Below are 21,725 nucleotides of genomic sequence, written 5' to 3'. Positions count from 1 at the left end.
CATGAACATGAACATGAACATGGATTGTCAGTTTAATCTATTTCAAATAGCTAAGGTGCCAATAGAGAGACATGTGAAAATCAGGAGTGAAGCTACGCCTTTTGATCCTTTATACCAAGAATACTTGGCAAAGAGAAAAGCAAAGAGGCAATGCCGCAACTCTTGGAATGAGCCTAATCTCGCTGCTTTATAAGTTGCTGGGTACCAATTAGGTGCCTTCGTGAAGGCTTGAGCCGTATGCAGTGAAAGTTGCACGTACGGTTCTTAGGAGGGCGACACTTGGTAACAGGTGTCGTCTATCCGACATTAACGAGTCAAGCTTGATGGTCAGAAATTGGAACTTAGCGGAACTTAGGGAAAGCTCGCACTTCGGATGGTGAATTAAGCTGTTGCTGTCTCTCAATAGATGTTTAAACCTAAGAGTTAAACTCTCAGGTGAGATACACACCGCTTATCTATATCTAAACAGATAAAAGCCCAGCTTAACTGGGCTTTGCACTCTCACAATTTAATGCTTTTTCATTTTACTCATTTCAGCATGACAACTTTGAATTGTCAGCAGGGTTTTTGATAATGCTGCTTCACAGTCATGTGGTTGTGGTTTTTTAAGCGCGTGTTTGATTTCAGCTAGTGTTTTATCTTCAACTTCTTCAAGTTCGCTAACGTACGTGGCGTTTTTGTCTGCACCAAGTTTAGTTATTAAAGATGTATAGGCTTTACGTGCTTCTACAGCAAAGTCAGAGCCATTTTCACGCTCGCCATTTTCGTTAATGGCATAAGGTTGTAAGCGCTCAACACTTACTTTACGCGCATCTATCATGCGTTGAAATAAGGCAATAATGCTTGGGTCGGTTACTTTTTCCTGTGCTTTTTCATAAAAATCGATACCGCTATTCATAACTTGAATGATATCTGCAATATGATGAACGTCTTGTCCTTGATGAGTATTCATAATGACCTCTTTTTGAATATTAAAAACAATGTAATTAGATACTTGCAAAGCATATTCCAGTTCATCACTTAAATATAAAGTTATTGTATTTCAAGTGGTTGTAGTTTTTTTATAGGAGGGGGGATTACTGATAAGCTAAGCTAACACGTTGCTTATCAGCAATAATTACAAATTCAGTGGTAAAATCTTACTTAAGCTCGTCGGCTACTTCTGCAACTTTTTGGCGTAACCAAATATGGCTTGCATCGCGGTGTAGCAGCGGGCTCCAAATCATATCTAGCTCAAATGGTGGAATAGGGAATGGCGGCTCTAGAATTGTAAGGCCCGGATCGTCTAAATAAATATTTGCCGCTTTAGATGGTAAAGTTGCTACTAAGTTTTGTTCTTTCGCTAAGTGAATGGCAACGTGGTAGTTACGAGTAAAGGTGGCAATATTTCGGTGTTTACCAAAGTGAGCGAGCGCTTCATCTACCCAACCTAGCTTTTGCACATCTTTAGGGTCCATCCCAACACCTACACCAAAGCCTGTTTTACTTACCCAGATATGACGGGCTTTTAAATAGCTGTCTAGGCTGAAGTCTTTGATAATTGGGTTATCTGCTTTTACTAAGCAACAAAAGCTGTCTTTCCAAATTTGTTTATAGTGAAACGATTGCGGTAAGTTTTCGAAACGGTTGATAGCCATATCCACTTTACCGTTTTCAACATCGTGGAAGGTTACATCACTTGGAGTCAAAATATCGAGTGTGGTATCGGGCGCTTCTTCGTGTAATTTGCTCAATAAGCGTGGGGCAAGGGTACTTGCTGCATAGTCACTGGCCATGATACGAAATACACGCTTACTTTGTGATGCTTCAAATTCGCGGTTTGGTGCAAGTGTTTCTTCAAGAGTCATTAAAATGCCGCGGATCACCGGCTGTAATTCTTTTGCACGCTCAGTTGGTACCATCCCTTCACTGGTACGCACTAAAATAGGGTCGTTAAATAAATTACGGAGTCTTTTTAGGCCATTACTCATGGCAGGTTGGGTAATGCTCAGCTGATTAGCAGCTTTAGTTACATTACACTCTCTTAGTAAGGTATCTAGGTAAACAAGTAAGTTTAAATCTATTTTACTTATATTCATTGTGTGTCCTTGGTGTTTACCAATAATGGATAAATCGTTGTGCAGCAGGGTATGGATAAATGTGGCTAACTACACCTTGCTTATAATTGTATTGTGCCTGTCGCCAATAGGCTGGATCTTCAAGCTCAGGGTGTGTACTTAATAAATATTGCTTATACACTGGGTTTGCTGTCACAAAGGTACATAATTGCTCTGGAAACACATCTTGTGGTGCCACAGAGTAGCTTTGCTCATTGGTTAAGTAATCATCGTACGACTTTGCTTTTGGTAAGGCGCGAAAGTTCATGTCTGTTAGGTACTGAACTTCATCATAGTCGTAAAAAATAATGCGATTATGTTTACTCACCCCAAAGTTTTTCAACAGCATGTCGCCTGGGAAAATATTTACGGCGATCATTTCTTTTAAAGCTTGACCATATTCTTCTATTGCTTCAAACGCTTGTTGTTCACTGGCATTTTCAAGATACAGGTTTAACGGTGTCATCCGTCTTTCAATATACAAATGCTTGATGATTAACCATTCGCCTTCAATTATCATCGAAGAACCAATGGTTTTATGTAACTCTTCAAGTAATTTACTATCAAATCGAGCCAGTGGAAATACGACGTTCGAATACTCTATGGTGTCGGCCATGCGGCCAACACGGTCATGGCTTTTTACTAATTGGTAGCGTTTTAGTACGGTATCGCGGCCAAAGGGCTTGCTTTCACCAAAGGTGTCTTTAATGACTTTAAATACATAACCAAACGAAGGCAGGGTAAATACCATCATCACCATCCCGGGTGTACCAGGGGCAATAACGAGCTGATCGTTTGAATGCTCTAAATGACTTAAAAACTCTCGGTAAAACTCGGTCTTACCTTGTTTATGAAAACCTATTGCATTGTAAAGCTCTGCCAGAGTTTTGTTCGGCATAAGCTGATTTAAAAAGCGTACTAACGCAGATGGCGCATGGGTTTCAACCATAAAATAAGCACGCGCAAAACCAAAAATAACCCGCATTTGCGATGATTTGGTAAGTAGGGCATCGAGGTATAGACCTTTGTCTTCATGATGCAACACCGCAATAATAAATGGCTGTACGCCACTTTCTGATACCACACGGCCAACAATATAAGCAGCTTTGTTTCGGTAAAACGGGGCTTGCAGTATATCAAAGCGCATTTGCCATGCTTGGTGATGTGTGTCGGGTGCTTGCTTATAAAAGGCCTTTACCAGCAAGCGGATATCGCGTTCTAAATCGACAAAGGGCGCTTTAAAATCAAACTGGTTAATAATTTTGCGTATCGTGGGTCTTAGGCCATCAACAACAGGGTGGTAACTTCGGTACTCTACTTCCATCGGTAATGCTGGAGCATCCGCTAAAGTTGCTTTAACAAAGATAAAGTCATTATTAAAATAACGGCGATGAAATAAGCGGCAAAACACCGAGTTGTAAAAGGTTTCGGCGAGTTCTGCTTGAGGGTGAAAGCGCAAAAATTGTTGATAGAGTTGTTTAGTTTCAAGCCAGCAGGTTTGGTTTAAGGTAATAATTTGCTGTTCATTAAGCGATTTGAGCTTAGCAATGGTTTCGTTAACCCGATCATCGTAATGGCTAATTCTGAGTTTGCTTATCTCATTTATTTTTTGCCAATCGCGGTTTGCAAACGCGAGTGGCGCTTTGGCAGTGATCGCTTGAAAGAGTTTATAGTGATTGCGAAACCCAGATAAAATTAACTCTGCAATGTGTTGTGGCTGCATATAAACTCCTTCTAACAATCATACTAACCCGCAATAATACTTAATCATTTTGAAGGATTAAAGTTGTCGCTAACTGCGTTAAAAATCTCTAATTTAGAACAACTAAATAACGACATTTTTGCCTTGTTATCAACAAGGTTTTATTGCATCAGAATAGTTCACTTAATTAAGCGTGTTGGTCTTATACCAACATAGAGCAATAACTCTATAGGTGTTAAGAATATGTTATTTATTCTTTAAACCCAATAGTAAAGTGTATTTAATTATAGCGAGCTAGTTTTTTCTCAAGTTTTGCGAGTTTTTTATTAACACTTTTCACGTCACGCCCATATTGCTTGTTAATTGCTTTCAGTTGCTTTTTGATGTCTTTACTAATCTGCTTAGCTTCTTTATCAGACAAAATACGATTTAGGCGTTGTTCTTGTTGATACTGAGCTCTATCTCGGTTGCGGCTTAAAATATCTAAACGGTACTTATAACTGCGAATTTCAGCCTCAATATTCCTGATAATTTGCTGGCGTTCGAGCTCATTAAGCTCTTTAACAAAGTTTTTCGGAGCTTGTAAGTCTGGGTCGGTTACTTGGATCTTATGTTTTATTGCGCGGCTACCGCAGGGAAATTCACTAAATATTGTGCCTCTGTCTGTAACACATTTATAGTATTCAGTGGTGGCAGCCATCGAGTTGTATGAAAAACACAGTAGGGCTATTGATATAAGGTAAATGATTATGGCTTTCATGACATCCGTGTCTCCTAATCAAATAAGGTGTCTAATATCTAAAGCTAGTTCATATTATTGATTTATCAATAAGTTCTAAGGCGTATATCGCTTCAGTTTTTTAATACTTTGCACTAAGAATGGAATATCTAACCCTTGTTCAATTGCAAAGCCTTGTGCTGCTGAAATATTTTTAAAATTACCATCAGAATCAATCAGGGTGATTCGGTCTTTTTTAAATGCGATAAATACATTTTGCGAGTAGTTTACGCCAGTGTCATCATGACGTTTATATAGGTTACTACCTAACATGGTTTGTTTAGCTAATGTTTTGCAGCCAAGATAGTGACCAACGCTGGTGGCGATAATATCGCTTGGTTGAATAAGCCCATCGGTTTGTACAACTTTTTTATCTGAGCTGTATAGACGTGAGGCTGTGACAATGCCATTGCTTTCTTTAGCAAGGCTAAAAGCAAATACGGCATTGGCAGATTCGCGAGTTTGTGTTGCAGCATCTGCACGTACTAAACGTACCGCAGGGTTTTGATCGTCGTTATTAATAAATTCGAATTGTTCAAAACCATTAATTTGAATTGAGCGATTATCAGTAAGCCACACAGGTAGTTGCTGCTTGTCTAGAATAGGTGCTTTGTAAAATGCTGGCAGGCCATACACTAAACTAAATAAAGTATCTTCGGCTTCAACAGGCTGTAAGAACAAATCGGTTTTACGCAGTGCCGGCTCAGTGGCAACATATTTCTCAAGATCAGTATTGTTTTCAAATACTAAAATATCGATAGTAGCACTCGACTCAGCCTTACACTCGGCAAGTGGGGCCGGTGCTAAGTAATTAATATTATGTGGGTCTAGCCTAACATCGTGAGCTTCTTTATAGCTTTCGATATCAAGTAAATCATTTTTTGCTAATAAGCTTTTTGCTGTTGTTGGGTATGACAATGGCAATACATTATCTTGCTTAGTAATATCAAATTTTAAGTTAGCGTCAGCCCAAATATGAATACTGTGGCTTAATGCAAAGCACACTAAGATAGTGCTGGTTGCATAGCGCGGGAATTTATATTGCTTTAAACGCGCCAAATGGTGCCAAGTATAGTTACTGACTAATAATTGAAACGCTAAAATTAGCAGAACAATACCGCCTGCAAGAATCGTTGTTAATGCGGGTGAGCTTGTTAAACGGTGCCACAATAAAGAAACTATCTCTGGTAGGGCAGAAGTATTGAGGTGATAACCCAAGTTGAAATACACATAGGCATCAAGCGTTAAGAATGATGCCCCAAGTGTTGCGATAATTGCTGCCATCCCTCTAATATGCCGAGGGTATGGAAACACTAAGCTTAATGGAAATATCGTTAAAACAAAGGCAATAAAAGTAATAAAGCTCGTGTGACTTAACCAAGTCACGAGCATGTAAACATAGCCTATAAAAGTGGTTGGTGCACTGTCTGCGACTAAGTAGCTTAAGCTAATAAATAGCACTAAACCTATGTTGGCAAAAGTGAACCAATGGCCCCAACTTAAAAGCTGACTTACTTTTGAAGAAAACTGACTTTGTTGCGATAAATTCATAAATCTTATTTAACCGACTGTGCTAATGCTTTGGCAAAGTTGTCGGCAACAGCTTGTCTTTTCTCTGATGGTACATGCTCTTTTAAAATATGCGTGATAGAATTTCCTAAACACATAAGGCTTAAATCAACAGGCGCTTTGTGCTCTGTTAGTACATCAATCAGCTGATCAACGATTTGTTCTACTTGCTCATTAGAATATTTTGATATGATAGGCATCAGTTGGTTCGATAAAAAGAGTTATATTCCCGTATTTTAACACCAGAGGCGTGAAAAACAAAGATGACAATAGATGTTAAAAAATTAGTCGTTCATTATGTAGACAAAAAAGATGACGATACAGATATTCATTTACGCAATGATGAGATGGTTGTTAACGATAAAGTAGCCGTTTTTATTGAGCAGCTACACCATGCATATAATGGTAAGCCAGGTAAAGGCTACTGTGCATTCAGCGGCGAGAAAAACAGCATTGTTGCTTCAGCAATGCAAAGTTACCGTAACAATGAACTAGGCTTTTGGCACATGACAGAGCAAGCAACGAATGTGCTTAAAGAAGAGTTAAATAAGTATGCTTTTAACGAAACGGGTTATTTAGTTTTTTGCCATTATCAATATGTGGCAAGTGACTTCTTGTTAATTGCGATGATCAATATTAAAGAGCATTATTCAATTACTTCTGAGCTTGATCTAGCATCATCACGCCACTTAGATATTTCGCGTATGCAACTAGCTGCACGTGTAGATTTAACTGCGTGGGATACACAACCAGAAGATAACCGCTATGTGTCGTTTATTAAAGGGCGTGCGGGTCGTAAAGTTGCTGACTTCTTTTTAGACTTTTTAGGCTGCGAAGAGGGCATTGATCCTAAACAGCAAAGCCAAGTCATGTTAAATGCTGTAGAAGATTACTTATCTGAGCAACAATACGATAAGTCAGAGAAAGACGAGCTACGCAAGCAAGTATTTGATTACTGTAATGATTGCGTGACAACAGGTGAAGATGCCAACGTTAAAGAACTTTCTGCAACCTTATCGAAAAATGAAGACAGTTCATTTGACAGCTTTTGCCAAGAGCAAAGTTACGACTTAGAAGAGTCTTTCCCTGTTGATAAGAAAACAGTCACTAGTATGGTGAAGTTCTCAGGCATGGGCGGTGGTGTCAGCGTGAGCTTTGAACGTAAACACTTAGGTGAGCGTGTAATGTACAACGAGGCTACGGATACACTTGTGATCAAAGGTATTCCACCTAACCTTAAAGACCAGCTACAGCGTTTTATGGAGCAGGAAGAGAGTTAATTTGACTCAACTTTAATATGAAGATAGATAACACTTTTTAGCCCAGCACTAGCTGGGCTTTTTATTTATGAACAAAAACATTAGATAAGTTAGGTTTGATTTTCAATAACTTTGTTATTGATATATAGCTTAATTTTAATACACTAAAGGTACAAACTTCCCTATGGCTATGGAGAGTCATAAGATGAAACTTGCTCAGCTAAATATAGCTCTTGCCAAATATCCATTGGATGCGCCAGAAATAAAAGATTTTGTAGACAATCTCGATTTAATAAATGGCGTTGCTGAAAACAGTGCTGGATTTGTATGGCGATTAAAAGACGAATCAGGTGATGCTACCAATATTAAGTTATTTGATGATCCGAATATGATTATCAATATGTCTGTGTGGGAAAGCGTTGAAGATCTTAAAAATTTTATGTTTCGCACTCATCACAGAGATTTCATGCGTAGAAAAGCTGAATGGTTTCATCGCTTAGCTGAAGATAGTTATGTTTTATGGTGGATTGAAGATAAGCATATTCCAACCCCTCAAGAAGCATTAGAGAAGTTGCAATATCTTCGTACAAACGGTGACACACCTTATGCTTTTACATTTAAAAGTAATTTTACAGCTGAAGATTTAAGAGATTAAATGAATCTTTCATTTAATACACAGAGACTAAACGTTATTGAATTAAACTCGAATGACACTAAGTCAGAGCGAACTACTTTAGTTAACGCTTTACCTGCGATATTAACACCTGCTGTAGTTACAAACTTACCTAGTTATTTTCAGGGGGTAGATTCTATAGCTGCAGCTGAAAAGTGGCTGGCTAACATGCTTAACGAGTGCCGTCTATTAATGCTGCAATCTCAACATCAAGAAGTTATTGGGCTTTTATTTGTATATACCGAAAAGCATGATGCTCATATCGGTTATTTGTTAGCTGAGCAGTATTGGGGGCAGGGTCTTGCACTTGAGTTATTGCAGGGCTTTATAAACCTCGCTTGTACTCATTCATACTGGCGTAAGCTTATTGCTGGTGTTGATGAGTTAAATACACCATCGATTAAGCTTTTAAAAAAATTGGCTTTTGAAGAACAAGCTTCAAAGGAAAATGGAATGTTATTTTATGAATTTGACTTACACAAAGATCGTTTCGGAGATGAATAAATATGACTTACAAACCAGTTAACTTTAAAGACAAGTTTTCTAAATTCACAGAGCATTGGTCGCCAAGGGTCATTGCTGAAATGAATGACTATCAATTTAAACTCGCTAAAGTTGAAGGTGAATTTGTTTGGCATGATCACCCTGATACTGATGAAGTATTCATTGTTATTGAAGGCATGCTTGAAATTGAGTTTAGGGATGGCGCAGTGACTTTAGAAGCTGGTGAATTATTTGTAATTCCTAAGGGCGTTGAACATAAACCAAAGGCAGACACAGAATGTAAAATAATGCTTGTTGAACCTAAAGGGGTTGTAAATACAGGTAATGCAGGTGGGCAGTTGACCGCGGTTAATGATGTATGGGTGTAACGTCAGCTTAGGTGTTAGATTTAGAATCGTAAGAATTATATTCCTTGTATAAAACAGCCAATTTAGATCTCAACTTTTATAGCACTACAGACATATCGATATATTATGGCGCAAGTGCAATACCTAGTTTTTAACTTAAGTATGGAAAAAATAATGACAGTAACTGCATTTTTAGTTAACTCATTTACAGCAGAGGGAGCAGGTGGTAACCCTGCAGGCGTGGTATTAAATGCTGACAATCTTTCAGATACAGAAAAATTGAAGATTGCAAAAGAAGTTGGCTTTTCAGAAACGGCTTTTGTAGAGCAAGATCATGAAGTTGACTTTGCTGTATCATTTTTTACTACAACCGAAGAAGTTGATTTTTGTGGACACGCAACACTTGCGGTGTTTGCTACCTTATATGACCAAGGTATTTTAAACGCAGGTAATTACACTCAGCGAACAAAAGCGGGTTTGTTAGGTGTAACAATTGCCGAAGACGGGCAAATTACCATGGAGCAAGCCTTGCCAAAATATCTTGGCAACTTGGCTTATGGTGACTTTGCAAACTTACTAGGGCTTTGTGAAACAACATTCGCAGAAACAGGCTTGCCAATAGATGTAATAACTACAGGTTTACCGGATATTATTATCGCAGTGCCCAATGGTTACTTAGATAAAATCAATATCGATGAAGCTGCGCTTAGCGAGTTCTGCCAACAGCATAATGTAATTGGTGTTCATGCCTTTGAATTATGTGAAGAGCAAAGTGAGCTGACCGCAAGTTGCCGTAACTTTGCGCCTTTGGTTGGTATACCCGAAGAGTCAGCAACCGGTAGCGCCAGTGGTGCGCTTGCATGCTACTTATCAAAGCATGTATTTGTACAGCAAGAAAATCATTTTAAGTTTGAACAAGGCCGAGCAATGGGGTGCAGTTCACACATTTCAGCCAGTGTTTATTCGAACGAGCAGGGTGTTTATAAGGTGCTTGTGGGCGGCTATGCAACTCACCTAGGTACACAAGATATTGTTATACCAATCAGCAATAATACTTAATCATTTTGAGGGATTAAACCTGTCGCTACCTGCGTTAAAAATTTCTGATTTAGAACAACTAAATAACGAAATTTTTGCTTTGCTATCAACGAGGTTTCCTTGCCTCAAAATAGATCACTTAACTAAGCGAATTGGTATTATTTAAAAACATTACACACAAAAAAGCCGCGTTATAAAACGCGGCTTTTTTAGTTAAGCGACTAAATTAATCAGCCGCTAAGGTTTTTGCCATATCAGCACTGGCTCTGCCAGCAGGTTTAATTGAACCTGCACGAAGGCCGCTATCTGGAATAGCTGTACGCTTGTCATGCGCCATAGCCGCTGGTGTTGGCTCTGGCTCACTATCTGCAACTGGCGTAGGTTTTGCCATTGCAGCGCTTGCTGAACCTTTTACTAAAACAGTTTTTTCATTTTTAGCAGGTTCTACAGCTTTCACTGGTTCTTCAGCTTGTACTGGCTCTTCAGCTTGTGCTGGCTCTTCAGCTTGTACTGGCTCTTCAGCTTGTACTGGCTCTTCAGCTTGTACTGGCTCTTCAGCTTTTACTGGTTCTTCAGCTTGTACTGGTTCTTCAGCTTGTACTGGTTCTTCAGCTTGTACTGGCTCTTCAGCTTGTACTGGCTCTTCAGCTTTTACTGGCTCTTCAGCTTGTACTGGTTCTTCAGCTTGTACTGGTTCTTCAGCTTTTACTGGTTCTTCAGCTTTTACTGGTTCTTCAGCTTGTACTGGTTCTTCAGCTTGTACTGGTTCTTCAGCTTTTACTGGTTCTTCAGCTTTTACTGGTTCTTCAGCTTTTACTGGTTCTTCAGCTTTTACTGGTTTTTCAGCTTCTACTGGTTCTTCAGCTTTTACTGTCTCTCCAGCTTGAGCTTGTTTGGCTTTTAGCTCAGCTTCATATTCAGCAGCAGCTTGATCAGCAACCGGAATGAATGCAGGAGCATCAGTTTTGTCATCACTCGACTTCTCGTCTTGCTCAGGGCGACGACGACGTTGACCAGCAGCACGTAAGTGACGTGGTGAACGACGAGAACGAGTGCGAGGTTGCGCTTGCTCTTCGTCTGTTGATGCTTCAACAGATTCAATTTGCTCTGTTTGTTTAGGTTCAGCTTCTGTTTTAACTGGTTTAGCTTGAACTTTCTTTTCAGAAACTGATTGTTCTGCTTGTTCAGTCTCAACAGCTACTGTTTCTTTTGCAGGCTTAGCTGGCTTTTCAGCTTTTGCAGTTTGCTCAACTGTTTCAGTTGTTTTTACTGTATTCGCATCATCTGCATTTTCATCTTGTACGCGAACTTTCTTGCGTAAGTTACGACGTTGACGACGAACCTTAGGTTTAGTTTCCTTTGGTTGCTCAGCTTGCGTTTCTTGTACAGTATCTTTTGTCGTTTGCTCTACATCATCATTACGTTTTTCATTACGTTTTCTGTTGTTAGAATTACGACGACGTTTGTTGCGATTCTCGTTACCTTCTTTTTGCTCAGGCTTATTAGAAGTGTTTGTGTTTTCTTCTTTAGCTTGTGCATCATCAGGACGCTTATTGCGCGAATTACGACGACGTTGATTGTTGCTACGGCGACGGTTGTCGTTGTTGCGACGATTATTGCTACGTCTTTGTGCTGCCTTTTTCTCTTCTTGCTCTTTTTCAGCTTCCTCTTCGGCATTACTGAATAATGATTTGAAGAATTTACCAATTGCAGCAAATAAACCACCTTCAGACTTTTTAGCCGCAGGAGTGGCTTGTTCAACTTTAGGCGCAGCTTGAGGAGCAGGTGTTGTAGGCATTACTACACCTTTTAGAACCGGCTCTTCACGAACTGGTGCTGAAGGCGCTTTAGCCATTTCAAATGCTTCTGGCTCAGGAGCAACAACTTGCTCGTAGCTTACTGTTTCGATTGTTTCGTCTTTACGTAAGCGAACTACTTCGTAATGAGGTGTTTCCATGTGTTGATTAGGAATGATCACAACATCAACGTTATGACGCTTTTCGATGCGCTGAACACTACGACGTTTTTCGTTTAATAGGTAAGCGGCAACAGCAACAGGCACTTGTGCATTTACTTGAGATGTGTTGTCTTTGATTGCTTCTTCTTCGATTAAACGAAGGATAGACAATGCAATTGACTCGTTAGAACGAATCGTACCTTGACCATTACAACGAGGACATGGGCCTTGGCTTGCTTCACCTAATGAAGGGCGCAGACGTTGACGCGACATTTCAAGCAGTCCAAAGCGTGAGATCTTACCAATCTGTACACGGGCACGGTCAGGGCGAGCAGCGTCTTTTAAACGGTTTTCAACTTCACGTTGATGGCGTGGTGGTGTCATATCGATAAAGTCGATAACAATAAGGCCACCTAAGTCACGTAAACGTAATTGACGGGCAATTTCGTCTGCAGCTTCTAAGTTGGTATTAAGTGCTGTTTCTTCAATATCACCGCCTTTAGTGGCTTTTGATGAGTTGATATCGATAGACGTTAGCGCTTCAGTTGGGTCGATTACAATTGAACCACCTGATGGTAAGCGAACTTCACGTTGGAAAGCAGACTCAATTTGGCTTTCAATTTGGTAGTGAGTGAATAGTGGTACATCGCCCTGATAAAGCTTAACACGGCTCATGAAATCTGGACGGAAACGCTCAATATGCGCTTTCGCTTCTTCAAATACACGTGCTTTATCAATTAAAATTTCACCAATATCACGACGTAAATAGTCACGGATTGCTCGGAAAATTACGTTACTTTCTTGGTGAATTAGGAACGGAGCAGGGCCGCTATCAGCTGCTTGCTGAATTGCTTGCCAATGCACTAATAGTGCTTTTAAGTCGTAATCCAGTTCTTCAAATGATTTACCAACACCTGCAGTACGAACAATTAAGCCCATGCCTTTAGGTAATTCTAAACGGCTTAGTGCTTCTTTAAGTTCAGTACGCTCGTCACCTTCAATACGGCGGGAAATACCACCCGCACGAGGGTTGTTAGGCATAAGTACTAAATAGCTACCTGCAACACTGATAAAAGTAGTTAACGCTGCGCCTTTTTGGCCACGTTCTTCTTTATCAACTTGCACGATTACTTCTTGGCCTTCTTTGATCACGTCACGGATATTTGGACGACCTTGGAATGTATAGCCTTGTGGGAAGTAGGTGCGAGCTATTTCTTTAAGAGGAAGGAAACCGTGTCTTTCAGCACCATAATCAACAAAGGCTGCTTCTAGTGACGGTTCGATACGGGTAATTTTACCCTTGTAAATATTTGCTTTTTTTTGTTCGTGACCTGGGCTCTCTATGTCTAAATCATACAGGCGCTGGCCATCAACCAGTGCAACGCGCATTTCTTCTTGCTGCGTCGCATTGATTAGCATACGTTTCATATTGTTACTCTACTAATTCTGTCGCTGACATGACGATATAAACTCGTCTGTTCAGTGGTTTCTGACGGTTGTTTTTGTGCAGTCTCACGACTGGTTAAAGTCAAAACCTGAGGTTGCTTGCTTACATTGAGCATCACTAAGTGTGGCTGACAATAACATGTTGTCACGTTATTAAATTCTTTTTGGTGTCAAAACTGCCGCCAATTCTGCGGTTTTAATTTACGAGTTCTGTCCCGAAGTCGACCATGTTCAAATTTTTATTCAATGTCTTGCTACAACAGCTGTATCTGAATGACGTTGCTACGTCGTCACTATCAGTCAATTTATCTTGTTCAATTGCTTTTTATGTTCATTAATCAACATTCGTGCTCAAATTATTCAGGCAATATATTACGCGCATCGCCGATAATTGAACGCTCGTGTTGGCTGGGTAATTATAAAAGCTTTGGAAAACTTAGCGCGGATCTGTATGATCGGCAACCCAGAATATGCTTCACGAATGTATTAATGTGATAAAAGCACCGTTGTTACTTGCAAACTTTATGTTCGCGACGGTGATTATCCCACTATTACCGTCGCGTTAGCAACTAAATTATTTACTTAAATCAGTGATTAGGCAATGTCAGAAAAAACCGGCTTACAAGTTTCGTTTGTTACCATAGGTGAAGACCATCTCGGTCAACGTATTGATAACTTTCTTATTACTCACCTAAAAGGTGTGCCTAAAAGTGCAGTTTATAAAATCCTTCGTAAGGGCGAAGTGCGAGTAAATAAAAAACGCATAAAACCTGTCTACAAACTACAACTAAATGATGTAGTTCGTATTCCACCTATTAAAGTGGCTGAAAAAGAAGAGTTTGTGCCAAAAAAACTCGATAAGGTAAAACAGCTTGAAGACGCCATTTTGTTTGAAGACAAGTATTTAATGGTGATCAACAAGCCTTCGGGCATGGCTGTGCATGGCGGCAGTGGCTTGAGTTATGGATTAATTGAAGCACTTCGTGTACTTCGTCCAGAGGAGCGTAGCTTAGAGCTTGTTCACCGTTTAGACCGTGACACATCAGGTTGCTTGCTAATATCAAAGCGTCGTTCTGTGTTGACTGATTTGCATAAGCAGTTACGTGAAAAAACCATGGAAAAGAACTATTGGGCGTTAGTCGATGGCCAATGGGACTCTAAAACAAAAAATGTTACCGAAGGACTTCGTAAAAACACGTTGAAGTCAGGTGAGCGTGTTGTACGCGTTGATAATACTGAAGGTAAACCATCACATACACGTTTTCGTGTGCTTGAGCGATATGCTGAGTGCTCACTAGTGCAAGCGTCGCCGGTAACAGGGCGTACTCACCAAATTCGTGTGCATACACAATGTAAAGGTCACCCGATTGCTTGTGATGATAAATACGGTGTTGCAGAGTTTGATCAATACGTGAACAAGCTAACTGGTTTAAATCGTTTGTTTTTACATGCTCATGATTTACGTTTTATGCACCCTAAAAACGAAACAACCATGCATGTTGAGGCACCATTAGACAATGCACTTAAAAACTGCATTAAAAAGCTACGTGCAGATAATGAACAAGTTTAAGCTGGTTATTTTCGATTGGGACGGCACAGTGATGGACTCTGTGCCAAAAATCGTTACTTGTTTGCAAAATACAGCAAGACAGCTCGGTATTGCTGTACCAACAGTTCAGCAAGCAAAAGATGTGATTGGTTTGTCGCTAGCAAAGGCTACAGAGGCGCTTTTTCCTGCTCATTTACATTTAAACGATGAACTGGTTGCAGCTTACAAAGCGCAGTATCGTGAGTTAGATGTCACACCCACGCCTTTATTTGCTGATGTAGAAACTGTACTAAAGCAGCTAAGCGACGCAGGTATGCAATTGGCAGTGGCTACCGGTAAAGGTCGTGAAGGCATCGATAGACTACTTAACGAGTCAGGCCTTGGTAAGTACTTTGCCACTGTAAAATGCTCAGATGATGCTAAGTCTAAGCCATCACCGGATATGCTTGAGCAAATTTTACAAGAGCAGGGTATAGCTAAACGTGATGCTGTGATGGTTGGCGATAGCCAACTCGATATGGCAATGGCTAATGCCGCAGGTATTGCTTGTATTGGTGTGAGTTTTGGTGCTCATAGCCCGGCGCAGTTACAACAACACACGCCGTTATGTGTTGTCGATTCATATCAACAGCTATTGCAAGTTTTAACTACTTCCCTTGAAGCATCAATATATCAACACCAAACTCAGCCAGCACTTTAGTTAATGTGATCAGTGGCAGACCTATCAATGTATTAGGGTCATCGCCACTGAGCTTTTCAAATAAACAGATGCCTAACCCTTCACTTTTAAAGCTGCCTGCGCAGTTGTATGGCTGCTCTGCATCGCAATAAGCATTGATCTGCTCAAGTGTGAGTGTTTTAAATGTCACATCAAATGGGACTACTGTGGTAATTGCTTCATCACTTTGTATATCAAATACACTCAAACCGGTTAAAAAGGTCACTGTATGGCCACTGAACGATGATAGCTGCTTAATAGCATTCTCTTTAGTATGAGGTTTACCTAAAATTGTATCGTTGAATACCGCTACTTGATCAGAGCCGATAACTAAACCCTCACTAAAATGTTGTTTGGCAACTCGGGCTTTTTGCTCGCTTAAACGTGCAACTAATTGTTCTGGCGTTTCAGCTGCAATAGGGGATTCATCTATATCTGGTGAAAAACTTTGAAAAGGTAAGTTAAACTTAGTTAATAATTGCTGTCTAAAAGGTGAGCTGGACGCTAATATAAGTGTTGGTTTCATAATAAATTCTGGATAAAAATTGTATTTTGCCAAGGATAAGCCACAATGAATCCGAAAACAAAGCAGAAGATCGTTAAAAACCTATCAAAATTGGTTTTTTACTTTGACTAACTTACTAACTATCTATATGATGCAGCCCCTATGCAAAAGGTGAAAATTCCCATCACTCTTCATCCCAGCAAAGCAGCTCAACATCGTTTAACGTATGACGGTATTGTCCCGCTTGAAAAACTTTCTCGTTTAGAGCAAGTTGTGCAGGAAGAAGTAGGTGAAATAGCGGTAAAGATTCATTGCAAAATTGATGAGCAAGGTTTAGTGGTAATAAGTGGAAACTTATCAACACATGTAACTGTAACTTGTCAACGCTGTAATGGTGAATTAGGGTTGGATTTGGATCAAGACTTTGTGTATTCGCCAGTTGGTTTGGATGCAGAGTCAGATCATCTTCCTGAAGGCTACGATGAAGTAGAACTGGACGAAAACGGTGAAATCAACGTATTTGAGTTAATCGAAGACGAATTGATTTTAGCGATTCCAATAGTGCCTACACACAACGAAGCTTCGTGCAGTTATTCATCAGAGCCTACTAGCTTTGGTAAATTAGCAGCAAAAGATGACAAACCAAATCCATTTGATATTTTGAAACAACTTAAGAAAGATTCTTAGGAGAAGACTAATGGCTGTACAAAAAAGCAAAAAGTCTCGTGCAAGACGCGGCATGCGCCGTTCACACGATGCGATCAGTGGTCCAACTTTAACTGTAGATCAAGTTTCTGGTGAGACTCACCGTCGTCACCACGTAACTGCTGACGGTTACTACAAAGGCGTTAAAGTAATTTCTAACTAAGAGATTGCTATATGCTGACCAATCTAACCATAGCGTTAGATATGATGGGGGGCGATTACGGCCCCCGTTCATCTATCCCCGCTGCCGTGCAAGCGGTAAATGCTAATACCAACTTAAGACTCATCTTATGTGGTAATCAGCAAGTTATTCTAAAAGAACTCGAAGCACTCGATTCTGTTTCGCACCCTCGTTTAATTATTCGTCATTGTAGCGAAGTCGTGACAAATGCGTGTGAACCTGCTTCAGCGGTTCGTTCTAAAAAAGATTCATCAATGCGAGTTGCCCTCGATTTAGTCAAGTCGGGTGAAGCGCAAGCGTGTGTAAGTTCTGGAAATACAGGCGCGTTATTTTTTATGGCGCATTACGTATTAAAGATGCTTCCAGGCGTAAAACGTCCTGCATTAATCTCAGCCGTTCCAACCGAACGTAAAAACCCAGTCTATTTACTTGATTTAGGTGCTAATGTGCATTGTGATGCACAAACTCTTTATCAATTTGGCATTATGGGTTCTGTGGTAGCAGGGCAGGCTCTTGGCTGTGATAACCCAAGAGTTAGTTTATTGAATATTGGCTCTGAAGACATCAAAGGGCATGAAGGAATAAAACAAGCTGCACAGTTAATGCAGCAGTGTGAATATCTCAACTACACTGGTTACAGTGAAGGTAGTGATATTTTCAGCGGAAAAGCCGATGTTATTGTGTGCGAAGGATTTGTAGGTAATGTGGCATTAAAAACCTGTGAAGGTATTGCCAAACTGATCATGCACAAACTCACCAAAGCCTTACACAAACATTTCTTATACAAAAGTTTAGCGTTTTTATTACGTCCGGTGATAAAAAAACTCTACAAGCGGGTGAACCCCGACCAGTATAACGGCGCAAGTCTGGTAGGATTGCGCGGTATTGTTGTTAAAAGCCATGGCAATGCCTCACCGAAGGCGTTTCATGCAGCTATTGATGAAGCCGCGCGGGAAGTCGAACGCCAACTCCCTGAAAAAATCGCTGCGATTTTTGAGCAAACACATCCAACAACAAAGTAGTGCAGCATATCTAAAACTTGTTATGCTGCCTGCTACAGAATATTTTTTTGTTTAATTATAAGAGCAAAGTATGGCACATAAAATTGCACTCGTATTTCCAGGTCAAGGCTCACAAACTGTGGGCATGTTATCTGAACTATTAGCTGATTCACAGATTGCTAAAGCAACATTCGCTGAAGCATCCGAAGCTCTTGGCTATGATCTAGCTGCACTTGTACTAAATGGTCCAGAAGAAGAATTAAATCAAACCCATCGTACACAACCAGCACTTTTAACTGCTAGTGTAGCTATTTACCGTCAATGGTTAGACGCAAACCCTGATGCCGATGTTGTGATGGCCGGTCACAGTTTAGGTGAGTATTCAGCATTAGTTTGTGCTGGCGTTGTAAGCTTAAGCGAAGCCGTTAAACTAGTTGAAAATCGTGGTTTATACATGCAAGAAGCAGTACCTGCGGGTGTTGGTTCTATGGCTGCAATCATCGGCTTAGGTGACGACGAAATTAAAGCAGCGTGTGAAGCATCAGCAAATGGCGAAGTTGTTTCACCAGTAAACTACAACTCACCAGGCCAGGTTGTTATTGCCGGCCATAAAGCGGCAGTTGAGCGTGCATCAGAGGCATGTAAAGAAGCAGGTGCTAAACGTGCTTTACCACTTGCAGTAAGCGTACCTTCTCACTGTGAACTAATGAAACCAGCTGCTGAGAAATTAGCTGCTGATTTAGCTGCTTTAACATTTAATACACCTAAGTGTGATGTAATCAACAACGTTGATGTAAAAGCAGAGCAATCAAGTGAAGCAATTAAAGATGCATTAGTACGTCAACTATACAGCCCAGTTCGCTGGACTGAAACAGTACAAGCATTAGTTGCGCAAGGTATCACACAAAGCTATGAGTTTGGCCCTGGTAAAGTACTAACGGGTCTTGCAAAACGAATTGATAAAGCAATGGTATGTGCTGCGGTTAATACGCAAGCTGCTATTGATGAAGCGAAATAAGTAGGAATAGAATGACAAATTTATTTTCTCTTGAGGGCAAGGTTGTCCTAATCACTGGTGCAAGCCGTGGTATTGGTAAAGCGATTGCAAACACGCTAGTTGCACAAGGTGCAAAAGTAGCGGGTACAGCAACAAGTGAATCAGGTGCTGCTAAAATCAGTGAATACCTAGGTGACAACGGTAAAGGTTATGCTCTTAACGTTACAGATCCTGAATCGATTGAGGCGACACTTGCTGCGATCAAGGCTGATTTAGGTGATATCGATGTATTAGTTAACAATGCAGGTATCACTCGCGATAACTTATTAATGCGTATGAAAGACGGTGAGTGGGATGACATCATCGACACTAACCTAAGCTCAATTTTCCGTTTATCTAAGGCTGTTTTACGCCCTATGATGAAAAAGAAAAATGGCCGTATCATTAATATCGGTTCTGTAGTGGGCACTATGGGTAATGCGGGGCAAGCTAACTATGCTGCAGCGAAAGCGGGTGTAATTGGTTTTACTAAGTCATTAGCACGCGAAGTTGCATCCCGTGGCATCACTGTAAACGTTGTTGCACCTGGTTTTATCCAAACAGATATGACAGATGAGCTGACTGAAGACCAAAAAGCGGCTACGCTTGCAAATGTACCTGCAGGACGTTTAGGTCAACCTGATGAAATTGCTGCTGCGGTATGTTATTTAGCATCTGACGCTGCTGCGTATGTTTCAGGCGAAACATTGCACGTAAATGGCGCGATGTACATGGTCTAATGAAAGTTGGCAGAAATTTGCTAACGAAAGATTATCGAAAATTGTTGAATTTTTTGTGATCTTGCTTTAAACATACTTGAATTCGCTATGAAAATAAGCGATAAATGAACAAATACTATTCGAGAGGTTTGACCAGATAAGTAATTATCAGCAAATCCTTGAATCACAGAATTATGCGGCGTAAACTACGCCGCAATCTGAAAATAACGCATTGGCGTTTTTAATAAAGGAAAGAAGAATGAGCGACATCCAAGAACGCGTAAAGAAAATTATCATTGAGCAACTAGGTGTTAAAGAAGAAGAAGTAAAACATGAAGCTTCTTTCGTTGATGACCTAGGTGCTGATTCACTTGACACAGTAGAACTAGTAATGGCTCTTGAAGAAGAATTCGACACTGAGATCCCAGACGAAGAAGCTGAAAAGATCACTACAGTTCAAGCTGCAATCGATTACGTTACAGCTCACGCTGAGTAATTTTACGCATTTTGATTTTAAGGGCAGCATTAAGCTGCCCTTAGTCTATCTGAAGAATGATACTAATAAATTTGGTATACACCCCACCTAAAATAATTTCCTTATTGGAGGCAACCCGTGGCTAAACGTCGAGTCGTCGTAACTGGCTTAGGAATGTTGACACCGCTAGGTAATGATGTTGAATCTACTTGGCAAGGTTTGTTAAACGGTAAAAGTGGTATTCAAACTATCACGCATTTCGATACCTCAAGTTTCGGCACCAAATTCGCAGGTTTGCTGAATGACTTTGATGCATCAGCATACATGTCACCGAAAGATGCAAAGAAAATGGATTTGTTTATCCAATATGGCATTGCAGCGGGTGTACAAGCACTACAAGATTCTGGTCTAGAGATCACTGAAGAAAACGCCACCCGTGTTGGTGTAGCAGTGGGTTCTGGCATCGGTGGTTTAACTTTAATTGAAGAAAACCACATTAAACTATTAAATAGCGGCCCGCGAAAGCTTTCTCCGTTCTACGTGCCTTCGACCATTATCAATATGATCTCTGGTCATTTATCGATTATGCACGGCTTACGTGGTCCAAATATTTCAATCGTTACAGCCTGTACTACAGGTCTACATAACATTGGTCATGCTGCGCGTATGATTGCATACGGCGATGCAGATGCAATGGTAGCCGGTGGTGCTGAAAAAGCATCGACACCAATTGGTATGGGTGGCTTTAATGCAGCACGTGCATTATCAACCCGTAACGATGATCCACAAGCAGCATCACGCCCTTGGGATAAAGACCGTGACGGTTTTGTTCTTGCTGATGGTGCAGGTGTTATCGTACTGGAAGAATATGAGCATGCTAAAGCACGTGGCGCGAAAATCTACGCTGAGCTCGTTGGTTTTGGTATGAGTGGTGATGCATATCACATGACATCTCCACCTGAAGATGGTGCAGGCGCAGCACTGGCGATGGAAAATGCCCTAAACGATGCACAAGTTAATGCAGACCAAGTTGGCTACATTAATGCTCACGGAACATCGACTAATGCAGGCGATAAGGCAGAAACATCAGCCGTTAAAACTATTTTTGGTGATGCGGCGAAAGATGTGATGGTAAGTTCATCGAAATCAATGATGGGTCACTTGTTAGGTGCTGCTGGCTCGGTAGAGTCGATCATTACTATCTTGTCACTTGTTGATCAGAAAGTAAGCCCTACAATCAACCTTGATAACCCAGATGAAGGCTGTGATTTAGACTATGTACCGCACACTGCACGTGACGCTAAATTGGATTACGCTCTATGTAATTCATTTGGTTTTGGTGGTACTAATGGCTCGTTGCTGTTTAAAAAGGTATAATTCTTTTTAACAACGGACTAAAAAGAAGAGCCCAGTTGTTTAACTGGGCTTTTTTGTATGAATAAATTAAAACAAACAATAAAAATAACC

General features: G+C 40.5%; 22 protein-coding genes and 1 pseudogene. 15 read left to right on the top strand and 8 right to left on the bottom strand.

The features are described from left to right. Positions 1-193, top strand: a pseudogene (locus L1D46_RS13930) (group II intron reverse transcriptase/maturase); the annotation flags it as partial. Between the two features lie 315 nt (positions 194-508). Here L1D46_RS13930 and L1D46_RS13925 read toward each other — a convergent pair. From L1D46_RS13925 to L1D46_RS13900, 6 genes are all read right to left on the bottom strand, one after another. Continuing rightward, positions 509-952, bottom strand: a complete 444-nt coding sequence (locus L1D46_RS13925) for a PA2169 family four-helix-bundle protein (RefSeq protein ID WP_054554697.1) — start codon at positions 950-952, stop codon at positions 509-511. A 187-nt stretch (positions 953-1,139) separates the two neighbouring features. Further along, positions 1,140-2,078, bottom strand: a complete 939-nt coding sequence (locus L1D46_RS13920; protein ID WP_130051627.1) for a LysR family transcriptional regulator — start codon at positions 2,076-2,078, stop codon at positions 1,140-1,142. Between the two features lie 16 nt (positions 2,079-2,094). Continuing rightward, complete coding sequence (gene aceK, locus L1D46_RS13915) at positions 2,095-3,819, bottom strand: bifunctional isocitrate dehydrogenase kinase/phosphatase (RefSeq protein ID WP_130051626.1); 1,725 nt, start codon at positions 3,817-3,819, stop codon at positions 2,095-2,097. 259 nt (positions 3,820-4,078) lie between these two features. Further along, entirely contained in the window at positions 4,079-4,558 is a 480-nt protein-coding gene (locus L1D46_RS13910) for a DUF4124 domain-containing protein (protein ID WP_130051625.1), read from the bottom strand. Positions 4,559-4,633: 75 nt separating this feature from the next. Next, complete coding sequence (locus tag L1D46_RS13905; protein ID WP_239977700.1) at positions 4,634-6,127, bottom strand: DUF3413 domain-containing protein; 1,494 nt, start codon at positions 6,125-6,127, stop codon at positions 4,634-4,636. Between the two features lie 5 nt (positions 6,128-6,132). Beyond that, positions 6,133-6,345, bottom strand: coding sequence for a DUF1414 domain-containing protein (locus L1D46_RS13900; RefSeq protein ID WP_036967930.1), 213 nt, complete (start codon positions 6,343-6,345; stop codon positions 6,133-6,135). A gap of 63 nt (positions 6,346-6,408) precedes the next feature. On the opposite strand from L1D46_RS13900, the gene yejK reads away from it, so the two are divergent. The 5 genes from yejK (at position 6,409) to L1D46_RS13875 (ending at position 9,987) form a co-directional block, all read left to right on the top strand. After that, positions 6,409-7,425 carry a nucleoid-associated protein YejK gene (gene yejK / locus L1D46_RS13895; protein ID WP_239977699.1) on the top strand — a complete coding sequence of 339 codons (1,017 nt, stop codon included), beginning with the start codon at positions 6,409-6,411 and terminating at the stop codon, positions 7,423-7,425. Positions 7,426-7,609: 184 nt separating this feature from the next. Beyond that, positions 7,610-8,059, top strand: coding sequence for a DUF3291 domain-containing protein (locus tag L1D46_RS13890; protein WP_130051622.1), 450 nt, complete (start codon positions 7,610-7,612; stop codon positions 8,057-8,059). Next, entirely contained in the window at positions 8,060-8,581 is a 522-nt protein-coding gene (locus L1D46_RS13885; RefSeq protein WP_239977698.1) for a GNAT family N-acetyltransferase, read from the top strand. A gap of 2 nt (positions 8,582-8,583) precedes the next feature. After that, entirely contained in the window at positions 8,584-8,949 is a 366-nt protein-coding gene (locus L1D46_RS13880; protein WP_239977697.1) for a cupin domain-containing protein, read from the top strand. A gap of 153 nt (positions 8,950-9,102) precedes the next feature. Next, positions 9,103-9,987 carry a PhzF family phenazine biosynthesis protein gene (locus L1D46_RS13875; protein ID WP_130051619.1) on the top strand — a complete coding sequence of 295 codons (885 nt, stop codon included), beginning with the start codon at positions 9,103-9,105 and terminating at the stop codon, positions 9,985-9,987. A 205-nt stretch (positions 9,988-10,192) separates the two neighbouring features. Here L1D46_RS13875 and rne read toward each other — a convergent pair whose 3' ends face one another. After that, a complete protein-coding gene (gene rne / locus L1D46_RS13870; protein ID WP_239977696.1) occupies positions 10,193-13,351 on the bottom strand; it encodes a ribonuclease E in 3,159 nt (1,052 codons plus the stop codon). 619 nt (positions 13,352-13,970) lie between these two features. Between rne and rluC the strand changes: the two genes are divergently transcribed. Together rluC and L1D46_RS13860 are read left to right on the top strand one after the other, a co-directional pair. Next, positions 13,971-14,939, top strand: coding sequence for a 23S rRNA pseudouridine(955/2504/2580) synthase RluC (rluC, locus tag L1D46_RS13865; RefSeq protein ID WP_130051617.1), 969 nt, complete (start codon positions 13,971-13,973; stop codon positions 14,937-14,939). Further along, positions 14,926-15,618 carry an HAD-IA family hydrolase gene (locus L1D46_RS13860; RefSeq protein ID WP_167657744.1) on the top strand — a complete coding sequence of 231 codons (693 nt, stop codon included), beginning with the start codon at positions 14,926-14,928 and terminating at the stop codon, positions 15,616-15,618. Before rluC ends, L1D46_RS13860 begins: the two co-directional genes overlap by 14 nt. On the opposite strand, the gene L1D46_RS13855 is transcribed toward L1D46_RS13860, so the two are convergent. Further along, positions 15,566-16,162: a Maf family nucleotide pyrophosphatase gene (locus L1D46_RS13855; RefSeq protein ID WP_239977695.1), complete on the bottom strand. Its 597-nt coding sequence runs from the start codon at positions 16,160-16,162 to the stop codon at positions 15,566-15,568. The genes L1D46_RS13860 and L1D46_RS13855 overlap by 53 nt on opposite strands. Before the next feature lie 141 nt (positions 16,163-16,303). Here L1D46_RS13855 and yceD point away from each other — a divergent pair, with 141 nt between their 5' ends. The 7 genes from yceD to fabF all read left to right on the top strand — a co-directional run bounded on the left by yceD (position 16,304) and on the right by fabF (position 21,635). Continuing rightward, positions 16,304-16,828, top strand: a complete 525-nt coding sequence (gene yceD / locus L1D46_RS13850) for a 23S rRNA accumulation protein YceD (RefSeq protein ID WP_130051614.1) — start codon at positions 16,304-16,306, stop codon at positions 16,826-16,828. 10 nt (positions 16,829-16,838) lie between these two features. Next, on the top strand, positions 16,839-17,009 hold the full coding sequence (rpmF, locus tag L1D46_RS13845) for a 50S ribosomal protein L32 (protein ID WP_036967969.1): 171 nt from the start codon (positions 16,839-16,841) through the stop codon (positions 17,007-17,009). Positions 17,010-17,020: 11 nt separating this feature from the next. Further along, complete coding sequence (gene plsX, locus L1D46_RS13840) at positions 17,021-18,049, top strand: phosphate acyltransferase PlsX (protein ID WP_054554712.1); 1,029 nt, start codon at positions 17,021-17,023, stop codon at positions 18,047-18,049. 70 nt (positions 18,050-18,119) lie between these two features. Further along, complete coding sequence (fabD, locus tag L1D46_RS13835) at positions 18,120-19,046, top strand: ACP S-malonyltransferase (protein ID WP_167657743.1); 927 nt, start codon at positions 18,120-18,122, stop codon at positions 19,044-19,046. 11 nt (positions 19,047-19,057) lie between these two features. After that, complete coding sequence (gene fabG / locus L1D46_RS13830) at positions 19,058-19,804, top strand: 3-oxoacyl-ACP reductase FabG (protein WP_130051612.1); 747 nt, start codon at positions 19,058-19,060, stop codon at positions 19,802-19,804. A 238-nt stretch (positions 19,805-20,042) separates the two neighbouring features. Beyond that, positions 20,043-20,279 (top strand): acyl carrier protein, encoded by a 237-nt coding sequence (acpP, locus tag L1D46_RS13825; RefSeq protein WP_016707440.1) that lies wholly within the window; start codon positions 20,043-20,045, stop codon positions 20,277-20,279. Positions 20,280-20,396: 117 nt separating this feature from the next. Continuing rightward, complete coding sequence (gene fabF, locus L1D46_RS13820) at positions 20,397-21,635, top strand: beta-ketoacyl-ACP synthase II (RefSeq protein WP_054554715.1); 1,239 nt, start codon at positions 20,397-20,399, stop codon at positions 21,633-21,635. Positions 21,636-21,725: the final 90 nt, after the last annotated feature.

This window comes from Pseudoalteromonas sp. Isolate3, from assembly GCF_022398505.1.
GTDB classification, from domain to species: Bacteria; Pseudomonadota; Gammaproteobacteria; order Enterobacterales; family Alteromonadaceae; genus Pseudoalteromonas; species Pseudoalteromonas apostichopi.
This window is presented reverse-complemented; position numbering and strand designations above follow the sequence as displayed.

Coding starts and splice junctions, on each gene's coding strand:
- L1D46_RS13905 (WP_239977700.1), bottom strand. CDS start 6,127: ATGAATTTATCGCAACAAAGTCAGTTTTCTTCAAAAGTAAGTCAGCTT.
- fabG (WP_130051612.1), top strand. CDS start 19,058: ATGACAAATTTATTTTCTCTTGAGGGCAAGGTTGTCCTAATCACTGGT.
- L1D46_RS13860 (WP_167657744.1), top strand. CDS start 14,926: ATGAACAAGTTTAAGCTGGTTATTTTCGATTGGGACGGCACAGTGATG.
- L1D46_RS13885 (WP_239977698.1), top strand. CDS start 8,060: ATGAATCTTTCATTTAATACACAGAGACTAAACGTTATTGAATTAAAC.
- aceK (WP_130051626.1), bottom strand. CDS start 3,819: ATGCAGCCACAACACATTGCAGAGTTAATTTTATCTGGGTTTCGCAAT.
- rne (WP_239977696.1), bottom strand. CDS start 13,351: ATGAAACGTATGCTAATCAATGCGACGCAGCAAGAAGAAATGCGCGTT.
- L1D46_RS13900 (WP_036967930.1), bottom strand. CDS start 6,345: ATGCCTATCATATCAAAATATTCTAATGAGCAAGTAGAACAAATCGTT.
- rpmF (WP_036967969.1), top strand. CDS start 16,839: ATGGCTGTACAAAAAAGCAAAAAGTCTCGTGCAAGACGCGGCATGCGC.
- L1D46_RS13875 (WP_130051619.1), top strand. CDS start 9,103: ATGACAGTAACTGCATTTTTAGTTAACTCATTTACAGCAGAGGGAGCA.
- yejK (WP_239977699.1), top strand. CDS start 6,409: ATGACAATAGATGTTAAAAAATTAGTCGTTCATTATGTAGACAAAAAA.
- L1D46_RS13880 (WP_239977697.1), top strand. CDS start 8,584: ATGACTTACAAACCAGTTAACTTTAAAGACAAGTTTTCTAAATTCACA.
- L1D46_RS13925 (WP_054554697.1), bottom strand. CDS start 952: ATGAATACTCATCAAGGACAAGACGTTCATCATATTGCAGATATCATT.
- fabD (WP_167657743.1), top strand. CDS start 18,120: ATGGCACATAAAATTGCACTCGTATTTCCAGGTCAAGGCTCACAAACT.
- acpP (WP_016707440.1), top strand. CDS start 20,043: ATGAGCGACATCCAAGAACGCGTAAAGAAAATTATCATTGAGCAACTA.
- yceD (WP_130051614.1), top strand. CDS start 16,304: ATGCAAAAGGTGAAAATTCCCATCACTCTTCATCCCAGCAAAGCAGCT.
- L1D46_RS13890 (WP_130051622.1), top strand. CDS start 7,610: ATGAAACTTGCTCAGCTAAATATAGCTCTTGCCAAATATCCATTGGAT.
- L1D46_RS13920 (WP_130051627.1), bottom strand. CDS start 2,078: ATGAATATAAGTAAAATAGATTTAAACTTACTTGTTTACCTAGATACC.
- rluC (WP_130051617.1), top strand. CDS start 13,971: ATGTCAGAAAAAACCGGCTTACAAGTTTCGTTTGTTACCATAGGTGAA.
- plsX (WP_054554712.1), top strand. CDS start 17,021: ATGCTGACCAATCTAACCATAGCGTTAGATATGATGGGGGGCGATTAC.
- L1D46_RS13855 (WP_239977695.1), bottom strand. CDS start 16,162: ATGAAACCAACACTTATATTAGCGTCCAGCTCACCTTTTAGACAGCAA.
- L1D46_RS13910 (WP_130051625.1), bottom strand. CDS start 4,558: ATGAAAGCCATAATCATTTACCTTATATCAATAGCCCTACTGTGTTTT.